Here is a 21,569-nt window from a genome sequence, read left to right as displayed (position 1 = left end):
CTAACGGGTGGATGCTGAATTAGTCTCAGCAGCATCTGTTTAGGTTCATTAGCAGTCAAGGCTCAATAGGCTAAGGCATTACAGAACTGCGCATTACTAGCCACAATATAACTAAAATAGAGGTCGTCATGATGGCAGAATCCGTCACTAATAAACTCACAGATAAGCTTCAATTGCTTTTGGTTGAAGACGACCTCGATTTGGCCACTGCTGTTATTGATTACCTCGATTTAGAAGACATCCAGTGTGATCATGCAGCAAATGGTCTAGCTGGACTCAATCTAATTGAAACTAATCGCTATGACGCAGTAATTCTCGATCTCAATTTACCTAAAATGAATGGCTTGCAGGTTTGTGAGAACTTGCGGGCACAGGGGATCGACACACCAGTATTGATGCTGACGGCGCGTGATACGCTTGATGATAAGCTGACAGGCTTTTCAAAAGGTGCCGATGACTACTTGATCAAACCATTTGCGATGGAAGAGTTGATTGTTCGAGCTCAAGTATTGGCAAAGCGGCGCAGTGGTCAGGTTAGCCGCTTATCGGTGAGTGATCTGGAGATCGACCTTAAACAGCATCAAGCTTATCGTGCGAACTCACCTCTAAAGCTTTCCCCAACTGCGCTCAAAATCTTAGACGTTTTGATGCGATCTAGTCCTAATCCTGTTTCACGAGAGACGATCATGCAGGGCGTGTGGGGCGATGATCAACCAGACAGTAATAGCTTAAAAGTGCATATTTTCAATCTACGTAAACAAGTCGATGCTGAACAAGAGAACAAATTACTTCATACCATTGCGGGCAAAGGGTTTGCGATTAAGGAGCAACCAGAAGGATGAAGATTAGACCAAGCTTAAGAATCTATGTATTGCTGGCGATTCTGGTTACGGGCGTAACGACGATTCTGGTTCTATCAGCGTTGAGTATAAATTACTTTATCTCAGGTATGGATGTCGCTATGCGTGGCTCTATGATTGCTCAAGCTCAGCAAGAGGTTGTGAAACCGGGCAAGCCTATGACCAATCAAGAGTTTACGGTTGCAACGCAATGGAGCGATTTACCACAAGGTATTCAAACTCATATTGAGCAGAGTAACGTTGAGTTAAATGTCATATCAAAAAAGGTTCTTGGTAAGTCAATCTTTGCACCGCCAAAAGAAGGTTACTTTGTTATGAAAGTGATGAAGGGAGCTGAAGTGCGTTACGTTTCTGCTGTGTTTAACCAAAAACAAGACCATTTCTTAGAAGACAAGGCACTGCCTCACTTTGTGACAATTTTCCTGACTGCTTTAGCCGCGATTGTCCTGTTTTTCGCGATTTTAGTTTTGATATTACGTAAAGTAGCATCGCCTGTTGAACAGCTAAAGAATTGGGCCAAGTCGTTAGACAAAGACAACCTCAATGAACCCACACCAGATTTTCACTTCAGTGAACTGAACACCTTGGCTAACATCATTCGTGATAGCTTGAGCTCTGTTCAAAACAGCTTAGAGCGGGAACAGAAGTTCTTGGGTTATGCGAGCCACGAATTACGTACCCCTATTGCTGTCACAAGAACCAACAGTGAACTGCTAGAGAAGCTGATTCAAAAGGGTAAGAGCCCAGAAAAACAGCTTGAAGTGATAGACCGAATTAAGCGCGCGGGTTTCACCATGACAGACCTGACAGAAACTTTGTTGTGGCTCACCCGACAACAAGACAAAGACCTACCTCTGGAAAACTTACATCTTGGCGAACTGTCGCAACAGATTACCCACGATTTAACCTATCTATTGAATGGTAAAGCGGTGGTTGTGAATATTGAAAGCGATGACACACAATGCCAGTTACCAGCTGGACTAACCCGAATCGTGCTGACCAATTTGATTCGCAATGCTTTCCAGCACACAGGAAGCGGTACCGTGGATATCGTTCAATTGGGTTCAAAAGTCACCATTGTTAACAACAACACTGATGGCACGGTAGAAGACAATCATTTGGGCTTTGGTCTAGGGTTAGAGCTCACCGAAAAGCTGCTTGCGCAATATCAATGGCAGTACCATAACCAAGAGCTGGCTGGTGGCCGTGAAGTGTGGGTGGATTTCTCGTAATGCACTGGCGTGATCGTTTTAAGGTGTATTGGTATCACCGAAAGCAGACTAACCGCTCAAATGGCGACCAAGCCAAAGCTCTAGGTTGGACTAGTGAAGAGAGTCAATTGTGTCGCTTTGAAGTGATCGCTCGTTCGGCTGATTTCGAAAAGAAGAGTGTTTTAGATTTGGGTTGTGGCTATGGCGAGTTGTTTGAACTGCTCGACAGCATCTATCGTATTCAATCTTACACCGGCGTTGACCAACACGCAGGCTTTCTAAAAAAGGCTAGGCAGAACTACACAGAAGATCGTTGTCAGTTTTTGTCGGGTGACATGAGCAAAATGAAACTTGAGGTGCATGACATTGTTATCGCTAGTGGTTCACTGAACTACATCTCTCGTGATCCTGACTATCTGACAAACATGATTACTCGTATGTTTGAGTTGGCGAATCAGACGGTGATTTTTAATCTTCTCAACTCAAGCCAATATCCTTCACGTAATACCTTGATGAGTTATCACCCTCAAGGTGTCTATCGTTTCTGTAAAACGCTCTGTGATGATGTCTCTTTAATAGAGGGCTACGCAGAAGGGGATTTCACGATAGTGATGAACAAAGCCGTGTCTGGGGCTTGATGTCGTCATTATCTTAGTACTTACACAGGCTTTGATATTAACAACTCTTGAAATTCTTACTGACGTAGCAAACAGTAAAAAGCCGCAGGCCTTGAAAGGTATGCGGCTTTTTTGATTCTACAGGCTAACGTCGGAGTTTTTATTTACTCAATGGTTGGTTTTCAATTAGCCCATACGGAATCGTAGTAAACACTTTAGGATTGCCTCCATAAGTCGGCGCCTTGTTCACTTGCTGCCAATCGAGCAGCATGATTGCTAACACGTTGCGGTGTTCACCGTACTCAAGATCAAAATCACCAGTGATAGAAGGGATCATGCCTTGTTTCTCATCGATAGAAGCTTGAATCGCGAGCCGAGTTTTCTCGACAACTGGGTCATCTTCTAAACCTGCCAGTAAGAAGGTCAATCCAACCTCAGCAATCACATCTTCTTTCGCACGTAGCAGAATCGTATCGATATTTTCTCTGAAGTAATCGTAGATCCATTGATGATCTTGCTCGCTCACTTGATGCTGATAGTACTCGGAATCGCCAAAGATGACGTGTGTCATGCCGTAGAGTTTGTTGCCAAATTGCTGACTTGAAAGCTTCTTATCTTCATCGTCTGGGTACGCTTTCTTGAAGGTGTCGACGAACTCATCAACGACATCTTGTTCACCTAATTGGCGCAGCCAGTAGACTTGATTGGCGAGTTGAGCCGCCCACGCTTTCACCATGTCTTCGTTGGTCACGTATCGTGAGAAATCATAGCGACGAATGATTTCGCGCAGCTTAGCATCGTTCTTGTGCTCTAAACCGTATTCATTAGCACGAGCCATAGAGCCTAGGAGGTCAACACCAAGATAAAGGTATTCAGGCATGTGCTTGGTGATGTTGTAGCGTCGAACACTGCGCTCATCGTTATCGCCAACATAAGAAGCAACGCGCTTCTCTGAGTAGAGTACGATTTGTTCCGTGGTATGAACGTCATTAGACAGGGTGCTGAGCTTACTTGCCACTCGTGCCATGTCACTCCATACCGCAGCAGAATATTTATCGTCTAATGTTTGGCGATACATACGCAAACCATAGTGACCCTCTTTGAAGGCTGGCAGGGTATAAAGTTGGCTTTCGTAGGTCGTACGAATAAGGTTTGCAGATTGTTTGAAAGATTGTTCATGAGAGTTAAGAGAATCTGCTTGGATTTGAATACTCGGTACATTTGTCGCCAGAGCGTTCTCTTGTGCGTGAACAGCGACCGTAACTGAGGCCGATAATAATGTGCACAGTGTAATCGTTTTTAGCTTCATGTCGTGAGGTACCAAGCTGATTAATAGTCTATGTAAAATAACATCGATGAATCCTTTAATGTAAGGTTTGAGTCAATACAATGTAAGCTTTATAAGGTTCACTAACCCTTTTTGATTAAGCAATTAGTATAACCAACAGACCTGAAGTGATGAATGGCACAATATTTGATAGATAGTAGACGTTAGTATAGATTTTTAGTGACTTAGCGGCATACTGGAGCAATAAGCCAGAAATGAGCCGTTATAAGGCAGTATATAGAACAAAAGTGTTAGAGGTTCGTAAATGCCAAGTGGTTCTAGCAAGCAGTGGTCTGCCAAAGTAGTATCTTTTCTTTTTTTCCTAGCGATAGTAGGCGCGATTGAGTTCTTTCACGCCAAGCAATTAACTTTTCTTAAGAATGAATCGTATTCTGAGGGGAAAAAACAATTATCCATTATTCGTTCTCGGATCGAAGCCGCGATCGTGTCAGATATGTATATCCTCAACAATTTCTCTACCTTAGTGACCATCAACCCTGATGGTGAGGTGAAGAATTGGGACAAGATTGCTGAGAATATTATTCAAGATGGCTTCCATATTCGACTTATCGCACTCGCCAAAGACGATATTCTAAACTTTGTTTACCCAATGGAAGGCAATGAGCAGATTCTTGGTATTAATTATCGCGATTATCCAAACCAATGGGAGTCTGTTGAGATAGCCCGTAATCTCGGTAACACTGTTATTGCTGGGCCTTTTGAATTGTTTCAAGGTGGTCAAGCCCTCATTACTAGAACTCCGATCTTTCGAGACCCACCTTTTAATCAAGACTATTGGGGTGTATCTAGTGCTGTTATTGGCTTAGGTGAGCTGTTTGACGATGTCGGAATTGGGAACATCGAGAACAAGTACGAACTCGCGATTCGCGGAGCCAATAGTTCGGGTAAAGATGGCCCAGTCTTTTATGGCACCCAAGATGTGTTCGATAATGCGTTTGCCACCGAGCCGGTGAGCTTTCCTTACGGTGGTTGGTACCTTGCTCTCTCCGGTAATGAGCATGTATTGATGGACGTGCCTTGGTATCGAGTTCAAGCGGTAAGGCTGGTGGGTTACACCATAATGTTAGTACTAGCGATTGCCTTTATGACTATTTATCGCCTGTATCTAATTGCTGATAGCCGTTCTATGCATGATGAGCTTACGATGTTACCGAATCGTCGATACTTCATGTACAGCCTCAAGCAGGCATTTAAAACCACTCAAAAGCAGAGAGCGAGAACCTTTGCGGTTGTCAATATCGATCTGGATGGGTTTAAAGCGATCAACGACACGTTTGGTCATGCAGCTGGCGATCAGGTGTTAGTTGAATGTGCCAAGCGTATAAAGAGTGAGTTGCGTGGTTCAGACATCGTGGCAAGGATAGGGGGGGATGAGTTCTTAGTCTTATTGCCACGCATCATCGATGATCAACATGTATCGTCGATTGTGGCTAAACTTCGCAAGGTGATATGTACGACACCAGTGGTCTACGAGACGTACTCAATTTATCTTCGAATCAGTGTTGGTTGGGTTATTCATAACAATAACTACGATGATGTCGATGCACTCTTGAAAGCGGCTGATGAAAAAATGTACGAACAGAAGCGACAAGTTATGTAGGTTGAATTGGAGCTGTGATTAGAATTTAGTTGCTGAATGTGGGGAAAAGCCTCAGAATACCGCGCTTTGCTCCTTATCAATCTAATTGATGAGCGAAAGCTGTAGCAACGACTTCTTTCTGCGCGTTGCTCATACTAAATGTTATTCAACTGAGAAAATAATCTATGAGTTTTACCTCCCTGGGCCTTTCTGAACCGATCCTTAAAGCTATTGAAGCACAAGGTTACGATAAGCCATCACCAATACAAGAGAAAGCCGTACCTGCTGTCCTAACGGGCAAAGATGTTATGGCCGCTGCTCAAACAGGTACAGGTAAAACTGCAGGCTTCACGCTACCTATTCTTGAAATGCTATCAAAAGGCCCTCGCGTACGTCAGAACCAAGTACGTGCGCTAGTGCTAACACCAACCCGTGAGCTTGCTGCGCAAGTGAATGGCAGCGTAGTGAAGTATGGTATTAACTTACCTCTTACTTCTACGGTGGTGTTTGGTGGTGTGAAAATTAACCCTCAGATGCAAAAATTGCGTAAAGGTAGTGATGTACTGGTAGCAACACCGGGTCGTCTACTTGACCTATACAACCAAAATGCTGTGCGTTTTGATCAACTAGAAATTCTAGTGCTAGATGAAGCTGACCGCATGCTAGACATGGGCTTCATTCGCGATATCCGTAAGATCTTGGCTTTTCTACCTAAGAAGCGTCAAAACCTACTGTTCTCAGCGACGTTCTCTGATGATATTCGTGGCTTGGCGAAAGGCTTAGTAAACAACCCAGTTGAAATCTCGGTAAGCCCTGCGAACTCAACAGCACCAACCGTTGAGCAAAGTATCTACCCAGTAGATAAAAAGAAAAAAAGCGCAATGCTCGCTAAGCTGATCAAAGATAATGATTGGCGACAAGTGCTTGTGTTTAGCAAAACGAAACATGGCGCAAACAAGCTTTCACACTTCCTTGACGAGCAAGGCATCTCAGCGGCTCCTATTCATGGTAACAAGAGCCAAGGCGCGCGTACGAAAGCCCTAGAGAACTTCAAAACGGGTAAAGTCCGAGTATTAGTGGCGACAGATATTGCAGCGCGTGGTATCGATATTCCGCAACTGCCTCAAGTAGTGAATTTCGACCTTCCAAACGTATCAGAAGACTACGTTCACCGTATTGGTCGTACTGGCCGTGCTGGTGAAGTGGGTAAGGCAATTTCATTGGTTTGTGCTGATGAAGTGGGTGAACTGTTTGGTATCGAGCGTCTTATTCAGCAAGTGCTTGAGCGCCGTGAACTTGAAGGTTTTGCACCTGTAAACAAACTGCCTGAATCTCGTTTGGATTCGCGTCCGATTAAGCCTAAGAAGCCGAAAAAGACACGTGAACACTCTGATGGTCAACGTTCTGGTGAGAATGCTCGCGGGCACAAACCAGCAGGTAAGAACAAGCGTCATGTCTCTGGTTCAGGTTCTGCTCCTAAGCGTAAGCCTAATGCGAACAAGCCTAATTCAGGCAACAAAGCTTCTGACAGCAACTCAACAGTTGCGGGTGATGATAAATCTTTAAGAAATAATGGCAGTAACTATAAGCGTGGTAATGCGGCAAACAAGCCTTCTACGAATAGTTCTGGTAAGCCAGCTGGTGCAGGTAAACCTAAGAAGTCTGGTTTCGGTGGCGGTAATGGCTCGAGCAAACCAGCAGGTAATAAGCCTACAGGGAACAAGCCTTCACCATCTAGAAGCCGTTCTAAGCCTGCACCTCAGAAATAGTAGCTCTTTGGTAGACCGAAAGGTTGATAAGGTAGCTTTGTAGCGTTTCAGTAACGAGAATTACTTTTTTAAAAGGTTCTCGTTTATTAGCGTAGCGAATTTCTGCAATTTAACTCGAATAAGCGCGAATATTGAATTTCAATGTTCGCGTTTTTTTATGGGTATTATTTTGCGAATTAGAAGTGATTTCTTGGCTGTAAAAACGACTGAATCAAGAAGAAACACGCTATTGAGAGGAAAGGTAATGATTCGTTAATGATTTATTAATAACAACATAATCACTAGCGTTTTTGTGGTTCTTTGCAATTTGCAATTCCAGTTTGCAAAACAAGCAGGGATTTACGGCCAATACGTGTTCAGATGCTTAGTAAATACGTGTTTTAAAAGTTGGCACGTATGCTGCATAAGTAATGGTGACCCTTCTTAAGCCGAGGGTCACCTAGCCAACTGACGTTGTTAGTGAACCCATATTGTTCACACAAAATATATGACCAATCACCTTTATTGTGGTTGGTTTTTTTTTGCCTGAATTTTGAGTTCTACTTGTTGGTTTTACTTTTTTACTCACCACACTTCGAGTAACAGCTTGGTTGGCGAGGGCACTCTCCACCTCTGGAGCAGATAAGCCTAGCCTCTGTCTCAATCCCACGTTCAATCCAATTTATATTTAGAATCTTGGCTATTGTCGTGAGATCTTTCTTGATGTTACGCGGGATTACCACAGAGCCACCATTGTTGACGCATGACGCCTTAAGCTGCTCTGCTATATCTCTTGAATTACCGCCTTGAGCATCAATCGCTGGGTTTAAGTCTATACCAGCACACAACACGCGATTGTTACCCGCAGGATCCGTCATATTGATGGATTCACAGCAATAGATTCTTGGCTCATCTCCCACATTTAAAATGGAGATCTGAGCTGAGCTACCTGCCCGAGGTTCTGATAATCGACGGAACACTGCCCAATGTTGACATGGGTCGGCGACCGTTCTCATATTCCCCCAAGGCAGTGGAATCCCGTTCCCGCGGTATACCGCCTTGAGTTTCCCCGGCCCATAAGCATCAAAGTAGTGCCAGTGAGGGTAGGGCGATACTACCGTCATTCTACGCATCGCAACAGAGGGGGAAACCCCCGCTCTCTTATGAACGTCTATTTCGTAACCAGTGCGGTCTAGCAGCTGTCTAAACGGGACTTTCGGGCACAGAAGTGCTCCTGCAAAGAAACTGGATTCAAAGTCTCGCCACGCTTGCAGAATGTCTTGAGAGTTCAGCTGTGAAGAGCCTGAAATCTGGTTGTCATCCCATGTGTTGTTGTTACCGACCGACAACACACTCTTTAGGCCTTCTTTACTATGCAGAATGCAATGGCCGATATAAACCGAGAGATCGTATTTCAGACGAGTGGGGTACTCTTTGAGAATTTCGTTTAAAAAGATCGTACCGGGAGGCTCAAAGAATGAAGTAACCAGTTGCTTGGCATTAATTCCTAGCTCATCAACCACGTCCTGCGGCGTGCGCGTAACCCAGCGGATATTAATACCAAGGGTTCTAGCGATGTCTATAAGGTCTTCTACGCTCAGGTTAAGACGTTTTAGGCCAACCTCCTCTGCGGCGCGCTCAAGGTCAGGGAAGTGGTTCTGGTTGCTTTCTTGGTGTGCCCTAATCAAGAGGTGCGCGAACTGACGGCCTGAGATCCCGGTTTGTGACAGCATTTCAGGAATAGCAATCTGCAGGATGTCGTTGGAGAAAAGAAAGCTAGGCTCGAGTGCCATGCCACTTATCCCACCACGATTCCCCTTGTCAGGTGCAATGGCTTGTTGTTCTGATTCGTCGTCGAGGAACCACGTTGGGGTCTTCTGAAAAACCTGCGCAATCACTTCCAGCATGTCGATGCTTGGCACACGCTTTCCGCGTTCAATCATTGAAAGGTAAGAAACGGAAGGTGCGTATTCTGGGTTGATTCGAATACAACGCGCAGACAGATCTTCCATCGTTAAATGGTTACGTTTTCTTAGGTTACGTATTTTCGTACCTAGGAAATGAGACTGACGAACTAAACTTTTTGACAAGGCCATATTTGTAAAATTCACATTGTAAAATTTTTGTTGTGAAATTGTATGTAAAAAAGCGCTAATCTACAAACTAAGCAATTCACAAAATGACAAATAAGTTAAACGTTAGTTTGGAATAATTGCTCTAGGACACATTTTTGCTGTAGAAATCGGTGGTTATCACCGGGCTAGTCAAGAGGGAAAGACTATGAATATGCTTACATTCGATAAAACAGAAATCCAAAAACAATCAAAACCATTTATCGCTGAAGCTGTCTTTGCCGTGGAGACAATCAGTGCCAACCAGCAAACAGAGAAGCAAGTGAAAGCAAAACAGCTGCTTGATCGACTGTTCCCACTAGAGAATGGTTCACATCAAGACGTAACCAGCTACGTAGTTGATTACCGCCATATCATGGCTTACTTTAAAGATGGTCAGCACAGCGGCCTAAAGCACCCTAAACAGTTTGTAGCGTACATGGGTGAGAAGAATGACCCAGACTCTATCTTGTTCCGAGATGGCAGTGGCAGTCACTTGGAAGTGATGTTTGGATGTCATAAAGGGACAGGGTGTATTGAATTGGTAGAGATCGATGATATTCAGTTAGAATCATGCACCACGTTCGGTCAATCGCCAGTGGAAGCAACCACCACAATGCGCGAAGAGACCATTGCAGCAATGCGCCACTGGATCAGCTTGATTCAAGGTGATGCAAAGGGCAAACCAAAGGCATGCAGCGAAGATAAAGAGTTCAGAGCAAAGAGTGGTGAAGATTACTGCCTGAATTATTGCTACCAGCTTTAGTCGTATGAAATAAGGTTTGGAACGCTGGAGGGTTTGACCCCAGTAAGTACTAAGCCGATACACATAGCCAACGAAAAAGCCCCAAAGATTAATGTACTAGTTAGTCTTTGGGGCTTTTTGTTGTTTTTTAAATGTGTATCAATTCGCGTTCACGGTTTCTCATTGAGCAGAACCAGCTGTGAAACCTTAAAGAGGCATGACTCGGTTGCGGCCAAGTGATTTCGCTTCGTAAAGTAACTTATCAGCTCGTTCGATCAGTGATTGCGCCGACTCACCGGGCTCAAGTTCAGCGACACCAAACGATGCGGTGATACTACCGACTTGTTGACCACTGCGACGATCTTTAATAGACAGCTTTTCTAGAGAGCGTCGATTAGTATCTGCGAGCTGACGAGCAATACGCAAAGACTTGTTTGGCACGATGAGTGCGAACTCTTCACCACCAAATCGATACGCAGAAATACCCTCACGACAACTTAGCTTCAGCTTGCGAGCTATCCCTTTAAGAACCATATCGCCAAACAAGTGGCCATAGGTGTCATTGAAATTTTTAAAATGGTCTATATCGAGAAGGATGAGACATAGTGACTGTTTGGCTTCGCATAATGTTTCCAAATCACGATCTAGAGAGCGTCGGTTATAGAGTGTCGTTGTACTGTCGAAGAGCGCATCTTTCTGCACTTCTACTAATTGGGTTTTTAGCTTGGTGATTTCTGACGTTGCAGAGTTCAACTGAGAGTTTAAAAACTGAGTAGAGTGACGAATATGACGAGACTCAGAAACCAACTGACGAACCAACGACATGACTTCGTCGATCGATAGACTTTCATTATCAACACGAGCCAAATCCTCGAAGCTTTTATCGATCATGTCGGAAAAAGCGGAGGTATCGGTGAGAGTATCATTCATTGAATTCGAAACTTCAGAAACTAACAGTTCTAGGTTAGCGCGAAGATCGTTGATATTGGTTTCAGATTTGCTCGCAACGTAATTGTTGTAAAGCTGCTCACCAACGGCTGGAGGGCAAATGCCGTAGTGTTCTAAAACACCATCCATGTCTTTAGTTAGCTGTGGGATAGCATTATCGACATAGGTGTACCAAAGTGCGTAATTTGCAGGTGTGGTAGACACTCTGTTCTTCATCATAAGAGGTACCGCTTTTTTTAGATTAGCGGTGGATTTCTGGAATTCGTCTTTTTTCATTATTTTTACTGCAGATACCAAACTAACTCAAGCCACTTTTGGACAAGGTTAGCGGATTTCGCAGGTCTTTGCTTTAAAAATTATATGATTAATCGATGAGGATTGGATAAATAACTCATTTTTATTATGAATATCGATTGCGTATTCATAAATGGTGTCTAATGGATTGTTCTTTAACCATATTTTTGGTTATTCACTATGGAACATAGGTTAAGTTTTTTATTAAAACCTTAGTCTGGGAGAGAACTGTGATTTCAGAATCGATTGGAGAAGTAACGCAGAAATTTGAATCGAGAGAGGGAAAGGGTGAAAACATTGATGAGCAGATACAAAAAAGCGCCGATAAAAATCAGCGCTTTAAAATTCTTTTTAGCTAAAAGCTAATTATTGAGCAACAACGTTTGCTGCTTGTAGGCCTTTTTGACCGTTTTCAACTTCGAAAGAAACCTTTTGGCCTTCTTTCAGAGTTTTGAAACCTTCTGAAGCGATTGCACGGAAGTGTACGAATACGTCAGCACCGCCGTTGTCTTGAGAAATGAAACCGAAACCTTTCTCTTCGTTAAACCATTTTACAGTGCCAGTATTTGTGTTAGACATAATTTGTCCCTTATTCATAAATTTTCTAAATTGTTGATTGCATTACTGCAATGCGCTGATAATTGAATTATTTAATGTTGCTAAGAAATAAGGAAAAACTACTTACAAAAACGGGTAACGATTTTACATGTCATTTTTTACTATTCATCTAACTTAAATAACTCCGGCTAACAGAGCGAGTGCATGTTAACACAGTCTTTCCGGTTGTACACTCATTGATTGAGAAATCAGCGAGTTTTTTTGTCATGTTGTGCTCGTTAACAAAACCACCTGAAATAGCTGATGGTTTTATAAAATCACACGCCGTGACAAAGTAAAAAGGACGCCTAAGCCTCCTTTTCATCATTAGTATAGACGATATTATCGTTTGAAGTTGATATCTTCAGTTTTATCTAAATTAATTTTTGTTTTCGCTGGTTGAGTCTCTGCGATTACCTTGCCGTGGCGAATTGAGTACTGCACTGGTACTTGGCGGCGCACGGCATCAAAGCCATCGTCAGCAGGAAGAATTAGCAGGCTTCCTGGCTTACCTTCCTCAATACCGTAGTTGTCTTGGATGTTCAATGTACGAGCTGAGTTCTTGCTGATTAAATCAAGAGAGGTGTTAATTTGGTCGTAGCCCATAACTTGTGTTACGTGCAGTCCCATGTGCAGAACTTGAAGCATATTCGCTGTACCCAGCGGGTACCATGGGTCAAACACATCATCATGGCCGAAACATACATTGATATTAGCCGCTAGCATCTCTTTAACACGAGTCACACCACGACGTTTCGGGTAGTCGTCGAAACGGCCTTGTAAGTGGATGTTCACTAACGGGTTTGCCACGAAGTTAATGCCAGACATCTTTAATAGACGGAATAGGCGAGATGCGTAAGCACCATTGTAAGAACCCATTGCTGTAGTATGGCTTGCCGTTACCTTATCACCCATGTCGAATTTATGAGCAAGGGCCGCCAGTGTTTCAACAAAGCGAGATTGCTCGTCATCGATTTCATCACAGTGAACGTCGATCAGACAGTCGTACTTGCGAGCAAGCTCAAACGCATAGTGCAGAGATTCAATACCGTATTCACGAGTGAATTCGAAATGGGGGATAGCACCGATAACGTCAGCACCGATCTTCACTGCTTCTTCAAGCAACTCTTTACCGTTAGGGTATGAAAGAATACCTTCTTGAGGGAATGCAACGATCTGGATGTCGACCCATTCTTTCATCTCTTCACGAACTTCAACCATCGCTCTTAACGCAACTAACGTTGGATCAGATACATCAACGTGTGTACGAACGTGTTGAACACCGTTAGCGATCTGCCATTTCAGTGTTTGTTTCGCGCGAGACTTTACGTCTTCGATTGATAGCAGTTCTTTACGCTCAGCCCAACGCTCAATACCTTCAAACAAAGTACCAGAGATGTTCCAGTTAGGTTCTCCAGCCGTTTGCGTCGTATCTAGGTGAATATGCGGTTCACAGAAAGGAGAAACTGCAATGCCACCTTCAGCATCAAGGATGTCACCTTGATGATTGATTGGTGCGTCATTATCGAGAATGCGAGAAAATTGACCATTTTCAATCAGGATTTGTTTCAAGCCGTCTTGGTCTTGAAGCTTCGCGTTCTTGATTAATAAGGTTGTCATAGTGTGTCCTTAAGCGGCCTGAGATTTCAGAGCGTTTTTATTCAATAGAGGGTTAAGCACGAGGTAACTGATTGCACCACCAAACACGGCATTCAAAGGAACGATGCCAGGAAGGAAGTGACCAGCGGCAACGCCTGTTGCTACCGCGATAATGCCAGCCCAGTTAACGGTTTGGAACTCTGCTTTTGCAAAATCTTTGTAACGTTTACGGTTCGCAAAGAAGTCGGCGATGATTACCCCACCAATGGGTGGAATTGCCAGCGAAAGGAAGGTTAACCAACCGACGAAGTTGTTGTACAGCCAAAGCGCGAAGATCGTACCCACGATGCCGTTGATGATAGACATTGTAGTACTTGAGCGGCCAGTGATGTTGGATAAACCAAGACCTGACGCATAAAGTGCGTTTTCATTGGTTGTCCAGATGTTCAAGCCTAGAACGATGATGGCTGGAAGCAGAAGACCTTGCGCAATCATCACATCTGAAATGTCAGAGAGACCCGTCGCTGCTGCACCTGCCGCGCCAAAAATAAACATCAGTGAGTTACCGATGAAGAATGCGACCATGGTAATTAACACTGCGCTCGCTGGCTTTTTACCAAAGCGAACGAAATCGGCAGTTAACGTACCTGCACTCACGAATGAACCGACAACCATTGCTAACGCCATTGAGAAGTCCATTGGTGTTTCCGGCTCAATCAGTTGTAGCTGTTCTAGCCCGCCAACACTGTCTACCGCAGTCAGTACTGAGTAACCACCTAGAATTGCAATCGCAGGAACCGCAATCGCTGAAAGGACCATGAGTGCTTTAATACCGAAGTACACCGTACCCGTCATCAACAAGCCTGATACAACAATCAAGGTGTTGGTATCAATGCCCGTGGCTTTCTGAACTGGAATGGCAAACATTGCCACGCCCACACCAAACCAACCGACTTGTGTACCACCAAGTAAAGCCGAAGGAAGCCATGAGCCTTTAGTACCAAAAGAGAAACGAGCAAGGAGGTGAGTAGAGAGGCCAGTAGATGAGCCGATATAGCCAAGAAAAGAAGTGTAAATACCGAGAATTAGGTTACCGATGAGTACGGCGAGGAAGAAATCGTTGAATGAAAGACCTGTCCCGAGTGAACCACCTGTCCACATACTTGCAGAGAAGAAAGTGAGTCCAAGCATTACCATGGTGAGTGAAGCGACTCCTTTCCTAGCCGATGTAGGAACCGGCCCAAGACTGTAGTTATTATCAGCAGCCATTTTTTACCTCCGCAAATGATCAAAATTAAATTTAACGGTCGCCGTATTGCAGGCAAACGTGCGCATTATGGTGATATAAATTACGTAGTCAATGCTAATTTTGTCAATAAAGGCGGTGTGGCATCAGTTGTTGAACTAAAAGTAATATAAAACATAAGGTTATGTTTTATGTTTTTTTAATTAAAATAAATAGAAAACGTTTTCTATAACGCATCAGGTATCTGTTGTTCATAGTTGGCTATGAATGTTGATTATTATATTTATGAATGGGTGTCTGTATCTTGGGCGGGCGATGTTTCTTAAATGACAGGCAAAAAAATGGCCAATCGCAATATTCGCAATTGGCCTATATATATCGTGAACAACAAAGGTTCACTAACAACGTCAGTTGGCTAGGTGACCCTCGGCTTAAGAAGGGTCACTGTATACGTTGCAGTTAGTGTGCCAACTTTTAAAACGACGTAAAAGGGGTGTTTTATAGCAATTTGGTGCGTATTTAAGCTGATTTTTCGCGTTTTAAAATTATAAGTTCGCAAAATGAAAATGCATTGTGCAAATATGGATGGGTTGTCTAAGCTATGTAATAAGAACTATTTTGTATTTTATGCCGACAGCTAGTACTAGCTCGTCTTTGTTCTTCCCTAAAAAAGCCAGCATGCTTTAAGGGCATACTGGCTTTGTATTGATTTACTTGTTACTTAAGTTAGATTGAGTAAAAGAAGTACAACTGAGATTTCATTCGAATGATAATCCCGCGTATTACGTCTAGGAAGCCCATAAAGCCAATTGGCTTCTCACCGCTTACCCAAGCTAGTCCAACGGAGCCGACAGGAATATCGTAACCTTCCGCTTCGTCAATTTTTAAGCGAACAAAGTGGTGTTTGTTCTGGAGGTTTCTGCCTGTGGTAACGCGAACCTGTTCATCAATACCTAATAAGCTAGCTTGTGCCTCACCCGTCGCTTCAACAATGCCTTCTACGGTTGCAGAGAATATTTTCCCCGGGTATACCGCGGTCGAAAATTCTGCTGGCTGACCCACCTTAACATTGCGAATCGCTTGGTGATTGACTCGCATCAATACGTACTTCTCTTCGGTATACATCTGGATACGAGGCATCATCGAAACGCGCTGACCCTCACGAAGGATAAAGTTCGTTACAAAGCCGTCAGTCGGTGCAGTGACTTTGGTGCTGTTTAGATCCCATTGTGCTTGCGCCAGTGTTGCCTTAGAAGAATCAACCTCAGTTTGCTCCTTGCTCACATTGGTTTCAGCTTTGTGGATATTTAATTTCGCATTCTCGGCATCGACTTCTTTTTTACTGAGTTGTGACTCCAGCGTGGTGACATTGTGAGTTGCTAGGTCAACCTTTGCTGTTTGTTGGTCGATGTCAGTTTCTGTAATCGTATGTTCTACGACGCTGTTTTGTTTCTGGTACCGGTCAAGGGTCTTAGATTGCAGCACTAGATCTGTCTTTGCTGACTCTATCTGTGCAATAGATGTTTTGATGTCTTCTAGCGCCGACTGGTAGCTAATTTTAGCAATGCTGACTTCTTGGCGAGCTGTGTCTAAAGCGACTTTTGTTGACTCCAGTTGAACGCTTGCTTTGTCTCTCGCAATCACATATTTGGTGTCATCAATTTCGTAAAGAAGTTGCCCTTCAACCACATCTTGGTTTGGGCTGATGTGAACCTTGGTGGTTTTTCCTGTGACCGCTGTTGAGTCCGGACGTAATTGAATATGCGGAGATTGAACAACTGAACCGCCCGAGATATCCATCGGCGTGAAGTTGATTAACCCAACCCATACGAACATTAACCAAGATGTACCACCTAAGTAAGCAAATGCTTTGGTGCCTTTGTTCCAAGGCATACCTACCAATCTCAGTAAGTAAATGAACAGTGCCCAAATAGCTAAGCCTTCTAACATGCTGGGTTCTCCTCATTTTTATCACTGTGTTCTGGTTGAACGTCAGACTTTGTCGGCGCTTTCCAGGTGTCTCTCAGATTGATGATCGCTTTTTCCATATCAACAAAGGCCAAGATGACGGCGAGTACCCATACCCAGTGCCAGATAAAACCAATCCAAGTTAATGCGGTGATTAAGCCGAGTTGTTGGTGCTCTTTGCTGTGAGCTTTATTGATTGGTAATTCATGCACACGCCAGAATCCGTAACATGCAGCAGCGATAGTTGCGATCAATACAACGCCTGCTACTACGTGTAGAGCGGTATCGGCGCCAGTTCCGACAAATGGGACACTTACTAAACTCATTGATAAACCCTAAGTTAAATGATGTACCGAGTGTGATGGGTGTAGGATTTACAAGTTGTAAATTTACTAATTACTTCGATAATGCTATTTATATGATTTGATCTGTCATTGGATTTATAAAGGACTGCCATTAGTGAGTAATTGTAACTTCTTAAGAGCGTTAGGGATTTTGGGAATCTATCGGCACGCCGTGACGAATCCTATGGTTAATGCGGACAGTTTGGGTATTCCGAAGTCTGTATTTAATAATTCAATGAACCTTATTCCAGTTAGTGAAGTCGACAAATGGTTTGGCTTGTTGGAATTACAAACCAATGATCCGGATATCATTTTGAAATTGGCTGATCGAGTTGATATTGAAAGGTTAGGCCCGTTAACTAATTGGTTTTTTTCTGGGCATGATCTTGCTTCGACGATCCGTAGAGTCAACATCGGACTTCATTGTTTGCAGTCGGGTGCTTTCTTATATGGTGCACAGGTAGGGACCATGATTAAATGGTGCTACGACAATCCCGCTTACACGGAAACGGGCAAAGTACACGACTCAATAAGAGTGGCAATTTTTATGATGAAGATATTGAGACGATACTTGGGAGACGATTTTACCCCTGCAGCCGTATCTATCGCTGGTTATCGCGAAAACACTCAACTTTATCAGGAGTACTTTGGGTGCAATATTCAGTGGGGCCAACCGCGGACTGAGATTTGGATACCGAGCCACTTGAGGTTGTCGATCAACCAATCACCTTCTGTCGGCAAGATGAGTTTGGCGATGAACTTTCATGATTTAGACAATTACCTCAACATGCCCGATGCCGCGGATGAGCATAAAGTGACTTATGAGATGATCAATTATAGTCGCCATTTCGGCCTGCCAACGCTGCATAAAGTTTCCAGTCTACTCGGCTTATCTGAACAGCAGTTCCAGCGACGATTACACAAATTGGGTGTTAACTTTTCTACCATCATGGGATATGCGTTAAGCAACGTGGCGGTGGAGCTATTGTTGTATTCAGTGCCAGTGGAAGAAGTGGCGACGAGGTTAGGTTATACCAACGTCGCGAGCTTTAATCGGATGTTTAAGAAACATCGAGGTTTGACACCCAAGCAATATGTGGAGCGCTTAAAAACCGGACTGTAACTATGTTGCCTAACTTGCCTTCGTTTCTTGCGTTAGGCCAGATAAGTAAACCACGACCCAAGTGCTCAAAATAAAAGGGGCGGTGAGTGGCTGTAGTGACAGTTCATGAAAGCCAAGTGTAACAAGGCAGCTCAAAAGAATGCCTAATAGTATTAGCGGCCAAGGGATTCGCGGATAGAGCACAAGCGCTAGAGTGGCAAGAATGGCGTTGTACCCATAAAGACCTTGGGCTACCAGTTCGTTAGAAGCACCAATCATCTTACTAAAAATGATGCTTATTATTACTGCTAGCACAACCCAAGTGGCATGCTTTAGGTTGTTAAGCGCGATGGCGATTAAGATAACGAGCCCTGACAACGCATTGTCTATAAAGCTGACTTGGCTGATCCCTTTTAAGAGCGGGATCACCACTGTCGGTAGGTTGAACCACGAGTTTGCCTCAAAACTGATTATGGGTATCAATGCCGAGTTGGATGGAGAAAATGCCGAAAGGCCTAAGCTTGATTGGATAATATAAATCAGCCAAGAGGTGAGGATAAAGGCACTGGTGTAACCGCGATACTTCTTAAAGCTGAATACAATGTTGGCAATGGGGACTGTGAGTAATGCGCCTAACACAGTCACTAGAACCAATAATGGTGTGACACCAAAAAAGTTACCAATAAATAAACCAATTAAAGCCCCATTTAACGCGAACATCCCATTATCAAGGTCTTTGCTTTGTTTGATGGAATAACGAGCCAATACATAACTGCAACTTGCGCCAAGCAGGGTAAGGAAAGCCAGTGAAAGTGATTCAATCGAAATGGCAAGCAACAGCAAAAGCGACGTCAAGGCAGACGGTGTGAAATAGACTTGCCCAATGCCATTGAGCAAGCCTTGAAATGGTAGGATATCCTTATTCGTTTTCATCGTCTGATTACATCATGAGTCATGTTGATTTTTTGTAATTCAGATTGTATATAACTCCATCCTTTTGACTACCTAAGTGTGTTAATTTTGATACCAACGTTCACCATAAGCTTGTTGGTAATCTGGCGTTTCAATGATGCCTTCTTGCTCTGGAACGGTTTCTAATGGTCCTACAACGGTGCGATAAGGCAACACACCCGCCCAGGCAGGAATATCCATGTCAGTCTTATCATCATTCACGCCGTGCTTTCCAATTTTGACGGATGCTTCCGTTAACGGTATTGCTAATAGCTCGGTTGCGGTGAGCTCTTTCTCATTACTGAGCCTGACTTCGTCGGTTCTTCCCGGCGCGATTTGCTCAATGAAGATGTTCAATAAGCGATCCTTTTCTTGGTTGTCATCGATGACTGAGAATGACCCCAATACCACAGCAGAACGATAATGCGCACTGTGATGAAATGCAGAGCGAGCCAACACCCAACCATCGAACAGAGTGAACGTTAAGCAGGTTGGATCTCCCTTTTTCAGACCTTTCAATAAGCGACTGTTTTTGGCGCCATGAATGTAAACCATGTCATCGACTCGCCACGCAAGCATCGGGATAACCATTGGCCCTTGTTCGCCCTGCAATGCAATGTGTGCGATTAAGCTCTCATCAATAATTTGGTGCAGCTTCTCTTGTTCAAATACGGCTTTGTGAGCCCCTTTTTTAATCGTGGTTCTTTTCGTGTTAGATAACATAATCGCTCCTTAATCATTGCCTTTTGATTAATGTAGCGATTAACTGGTCTATTAAATAGAGCCACTTTTAAACACTATTTGGATCCAGTTATGCAGCCTATTGATGTCGGTGACCTACAGTTAGACGAGCAACATGACACGCGCCAAACCGCCTTGTTTCACGCGATCAGAGAGAAGATCGTGCACGATTTATGGAGTAAGGGCAGTAAGTTACCTTCAACACGTAAGCTAGCCGTCGAGTTATCGGTGAGTCGAAATACGGTGATCTACGCGTACGAACAACTGGTCACCGAAGGTTATATCGAGAGCAAGCAAGGTTCAGGGTTTTATGTCTCGGTTGAACAGCCAGAGCACTTCCTAAGTTTGTCTCAGCCAAACAGTGTTCAGGATGCACCGGTTAAGCGCGTAATAAGTCAACCGATGGCAAACATAGCGACACCTAACGACATTAACCGCAGCTTTGCCCCTGGAGTTCCTGACTTAGATGCATTTCCTTTTGCGAAATGGCAGAGGCTGCTGCAACGTCACTCTACGCGTCAGAACATTGCGGGTAATCAAGAGGTTCAGGGAAGCTTGGCCTTGAGGGATGCATTGAGCGGGTATCTCGCGAGTAGTCGCTCGGTTAATTGTAGTGCCGATAGAATCATCATCACCGCTGGTGCGCAGCAAGCCATCTCAATCGGATTAATGGCGACGTTAGCGATGGGCGACAAAATCCTTGTGGAAGAGCCGGGCTATCGACAAGTGCATAAAATTATTGATCTGTTGAGGCTAGAGCTAGATGGTGTGAGTGTGCGTGAAAAGGTTGGGTTAGATATTGAAAAAGTGTTGTCCAGTAATGCTAAGGCTCTCTATGTTACGCCGAGTAACCAATACCCAATGGGCACGACCCTCAATACTGAACAACGCCTCAAGTTGATCGATTGGGCTAATAAACATCAGTCATGGATCATTGAAGATGACTACGACAGTGAGTTCCAGTTTGCTCATCGCCCTTATACCTGCATGCAAGGCTTAGCGGGAAAATTAGGATTCGATGATCGAATCATCTATGTCGGTTCCCTGAGCAAGGTGATGTTCAATGGCCTGCGACTAGGTTACTTAGTGGTGCCTGAAAGTTTGGTGGCGAAGTGTCTTGAGATTAAAGATGCGCTCACTGGAGACACGGCGTCTCATACACAAGAAGCTTTGGCGGATTTTGTTCGCGAAGGCGATTTACTGCGTCATATTAGAAAGATGCGTCGTTCATACAAACTCAAGCATGAAGCCATGATAGAAGCGATTAAAAGTGAGTTTCATGGCGATCTTGAAGTGATTAGCCAAGCGGCAGGGCTACATGTGACCGTGAAGTGGTATCAAGGCATATCTGAACATGAGTGGAGCCGTAGAGCAGGGCTTGAAAATATCATCATTCGTCCTTTTGACTTTTATGAATATGGATCAAGTGATGCTCGTGATTGGAATGGGGCGGTGTTGGGATTTGGAAATATCCGTTTGGCTGAGATAAAGCCGAAGATCACACAGATCGCTCGGCTTTTTTATCAGTAATATTGGTAGGGCATGCTTACAGTTTGTCGA

The 21,569-nt window shown here is 43.9% G+C and carries 19 protein-coding genes; 9 read left to right on the top strand and 10 right to left on the bottom strand.

Translation table 11 applies throughout. The annotated features are described in order from the left end of the window. The first annotated feature begins 131 nt into the window (after positions 1-131). The 3 genes from AC3CIA_RS16930 to AC3CIA_RS16920 are packed head-to-tail and all read left to right on the top strand — an operon-like array spanning position 132 to position 2,709. The gene (locus AC3CIA_RS16930) at positions 132-842 is read left to right on the top strand and encodes a response regulator transcription factor (RefSeq protein ID WP_488519662.1); all 711 of its coding nucleotides are present in this window, start codon (positions 132-134) and stop codon (positions 840-842) included. Further along, the gene (locus tag AC3CIA_RS16925) at positions 839-2,092 is read left to right on the top strand and encodes a sensor histidine kinase (RefSeq protein WP_428785161.1); all 1,254 of its coding nucleotides are present in this window, start codon (positions 839-841) and stop codon (positions 2,090-2,092) included. Before AC3CIA_RS16930 ends, AC3CIA_RS16925 begins: the two co-directional genes overlap by 4 nt. Beyond that, positions 2,092-2,709, top strand: coding sequence for a class I SAM-dependent methyltransferase (locus AC3CIA_RS16920; RefSeq protein ID WP_488519320.1), 618 nt, complete (start codon positions 2,092-2,094; stop codon positions 2,707-2,709). Before AC3CIA_RS16925 ends, AC3CIA_RS16920 begins: the two co-directional genes overlap by 1 nt. A gap of 139 nt (positions 2,710-2,848) precedes the next feature. Here AC3CIA_RS16920 and AC3CIA_RS16915 read toward each other — a convergent pair whose 3' ends face one another. Then, a complete protein-coding gene (locus AC3CIA_RS16915) occupies positions 2,849-3,997 on the bottom strand; it encodes a DUF3541 domain-containing protein (protein WP_488519319.1) in 1,149 nt (382 codons plus the stop codon). A gap of 283 nt (positions 3,998-4,280) precedes the next feature. Here AC3CIA_RS16915 and AC3CIA_RS16910 point away from each other — a divergent pair, with 283 nt between their 5' ends. Continuing rightward, the gene (locus AC3CIA_RS16910) at positions 4,281-5,636 is read left to right on the top strand and encodes a diguanylate cyclase (RefSeq protein ID WP_488519318.1); all 1,356 of its coding nucleotides are present in this window, start codon (positions 4,281-4,283) and stop codon (positions 5,634-5,636) included. 164 nt (positions 5,637-5,800) lie between these two features. Continuing rightward, positions 5,801-7,384, top strand: coding sequence for a DEAD/DEAH box helicase (locus AC3CIA_RS16905; protein ID WP_054543020.1), 1,584 nt, complete (start codon positions 5,801-5,803; stop codon positions 7,382-7,384). 560 nt (positions 7,385-7,944) lie between these two features. On the opposite strand, the gene AC3CIA_RS16900 is transcribed toward AC3CIA_RS16905, so the two are convergent. Then, complete coding sequence (locus AC3CIA_RS16900; protein WP_017079615.1) at positions 7,945-9,474, bottom strand: DUF3612 domain-containing protein; 1,530 nt, start codon at positions 9,472-9,474, stop codon at positions 7,945-7,947. Between the two features lie 169 nt (positions 9,475-9,643). Between AC3CIA_RS16900 and AC3CIA_RS16895 the strand changes: the two genes are divergently transcribed. Beyond that, positions 9,644-10,240, top strand: a complete 597-nt coding sequence (locus tag AC3CIA_RS16895) for an aldolase/citrate lyase/malate synthase family protein (RefSeq protein WP_054547138.1) — start codon at positions 9,644-9,646, stop codon at positions 10,238-10,240. A 186-nt stretch (positions 10,241-10,426) separates the two neighbouring features. Here AC3CIA_RS16895 and AC3CIA_RS16890 read toward each other — a convergent pair whose 3' ends face one another. Further along, positions 10,427-11,443 (bottom strand): GGDEF domain-containing protein, encoded by a 1,017-nt coding sequence (locus tag AC3CIA_RS16890; protein WP_237300394.1) that lies wholly within the window; start codon positions 11,441-11,443, stop codon positions 10,427-10,429. 248 nt (positions 11,444-11,691) lie between these two features. Between AC3CIA_RS16890 and AC3CIA_RS16885 the strand changes: the two genes are divergently transcribed. Next, positions 11,692-11,820 carry a hypothetical protein gene (locus AC3CIA_RS16885; RefSeq protein WP_267136161.1) on the top strand — a complete coding sequence of 43 codons (129 nt, stop codon included), beginning with the start codon at positions 11,692-11,694 and terminating at the stop codon, positions 11,818-11,820. A gap of 7 nt (positions 11,821-11,827) precedes the next feature. On the opposite strand, the gene cspE is transcribed toward AC3CIA_RS16885, so the two are convergent. From cspE to AC3CIA_RS16860, 5 genes are all read right to left on the bottom strand, one after another. Beyond that, complete coding sequence (gene cspE / locus AC3CIA_RS16880) at positions 11,828-12,040, bottom strand: transcription antiterminator/RNA stability regulator CspE (protein ID WP_004730009.1); 213 nt, start codon at positions 12,038-12,040, stop codon at positions 11,828-11,830. A gap of 360 nt (positions 12,041-12,400) precedes the next feature. After that, a complete protein-coding gene (locus tag AC3CIA_RS16875) occupies positions 12,401-13,678 on the bottom strand; it encodes a cytosine deaminase (RefSeq protein ID WP_017079618.1) in 1,278 nt (425 codons plus the stop codon). Positions 13,679-13,687: 9 nt separating this feature from the next. Further along, positions 13,688-14,926, bottom strand: a complete 1,239-nt coding sequence (codB, locus tag AC3CIA_RS16870) for a cytosine permease (protein ID WP_032545837.1) — start codon at positions 14,924-14,926, stop codon at positions 13,688-13,690. A 703-nt stretch (positions 14,927-15,629) separates the two neighbouring features. Continuing rightward, complete coding sequence (locus tag AC3CIA_RS16865; protein WP_488519317.1) at positions 15,630-16,853, bottom strand: HlyD family secretion protein; 1,224 nt, start codon at positions 16,851-16,853, stop codon at positions 15,630-15,632. After that, a complete protein-coding gene (locus AC3CIA_RS16860; RefSeq protein ID WP_108208668.1) occupies positions 16,847-17,197 on the bottom strand; it encodes an MFS transporter in 351 nt (116 codons plus the stop codon). The genes AC3CIA_RS16865 and AC3CIA_RS16860 overlap by 7 nt, the downstream gene beginning before the upstream one ends. Positions 17,198-17,330: 133 nt before the next feature. Between AC3CIA_RS16860 and AC3CIA_RS16855 the strand changes: the two genes are divergently transcribed. Then, complete coding sequence (locus tag AC3CIA_RS16855; RefSeq protein ID WP_488519316.1) at positions 17,331-18,338, top strand: AraC family transcriptional regulator; 1,008 nt, start codon at positions 17,331-17,333, stop codon at positions 18,336-18,338. A gap of 9 nt (positions 18,339-18,347) precedes the next feature. Here AC3CIA_RS16855 and AC3CIA_RS16850 read toward each other — a convergent pair whose 3' ends face one another. After that, a complete protein-coding gene (locus tag AC3CIA_RS16850) occupies positions 18,348-19,250 on the bottom strand; it encodes an urea transporter (RefSeq protein WP_171308011.1) in 903 nt (300 codons plus the stop codon). A gap of 81 nt (positions 19,251-19,331) precedes the next feature. Next, a complete protein-coding gene (locus AC3CIA_RS16845; protein WP_488519315.1) occupies positions 19,332-19,991 on the bottom strand; it encodes a pyridoxamine 5'-phosphate oxidase family protein in 660 nt (219 codons plus the stop codon). 90 nt (positions 19,992-20,081) lie between these two features. On the opposite strand from AC3CIA_RS16845, the gene pdxR reads away from it, so the two are divergent. After that, a complete protein-coding gene (pdxR, locus tag AC3CIA_RS16840) occupies positions 20,082-21,539 on the top strand; it encodes a MocR-like pyridoxine biosynthesis transcription factor PdxR (RefSeq protein WP_488519314.1) in 1,458 nt (485 codons plus the stop codon). Positions 21,540-21,569 lie beyond the last annotated feature (30 nt).

The organism is Vibrio sp. QJM3NY_27 (assembly GCF_057785955.1).
This window is presented reverse-complemented; position numbering and strand designations above follow the sequence as displayed.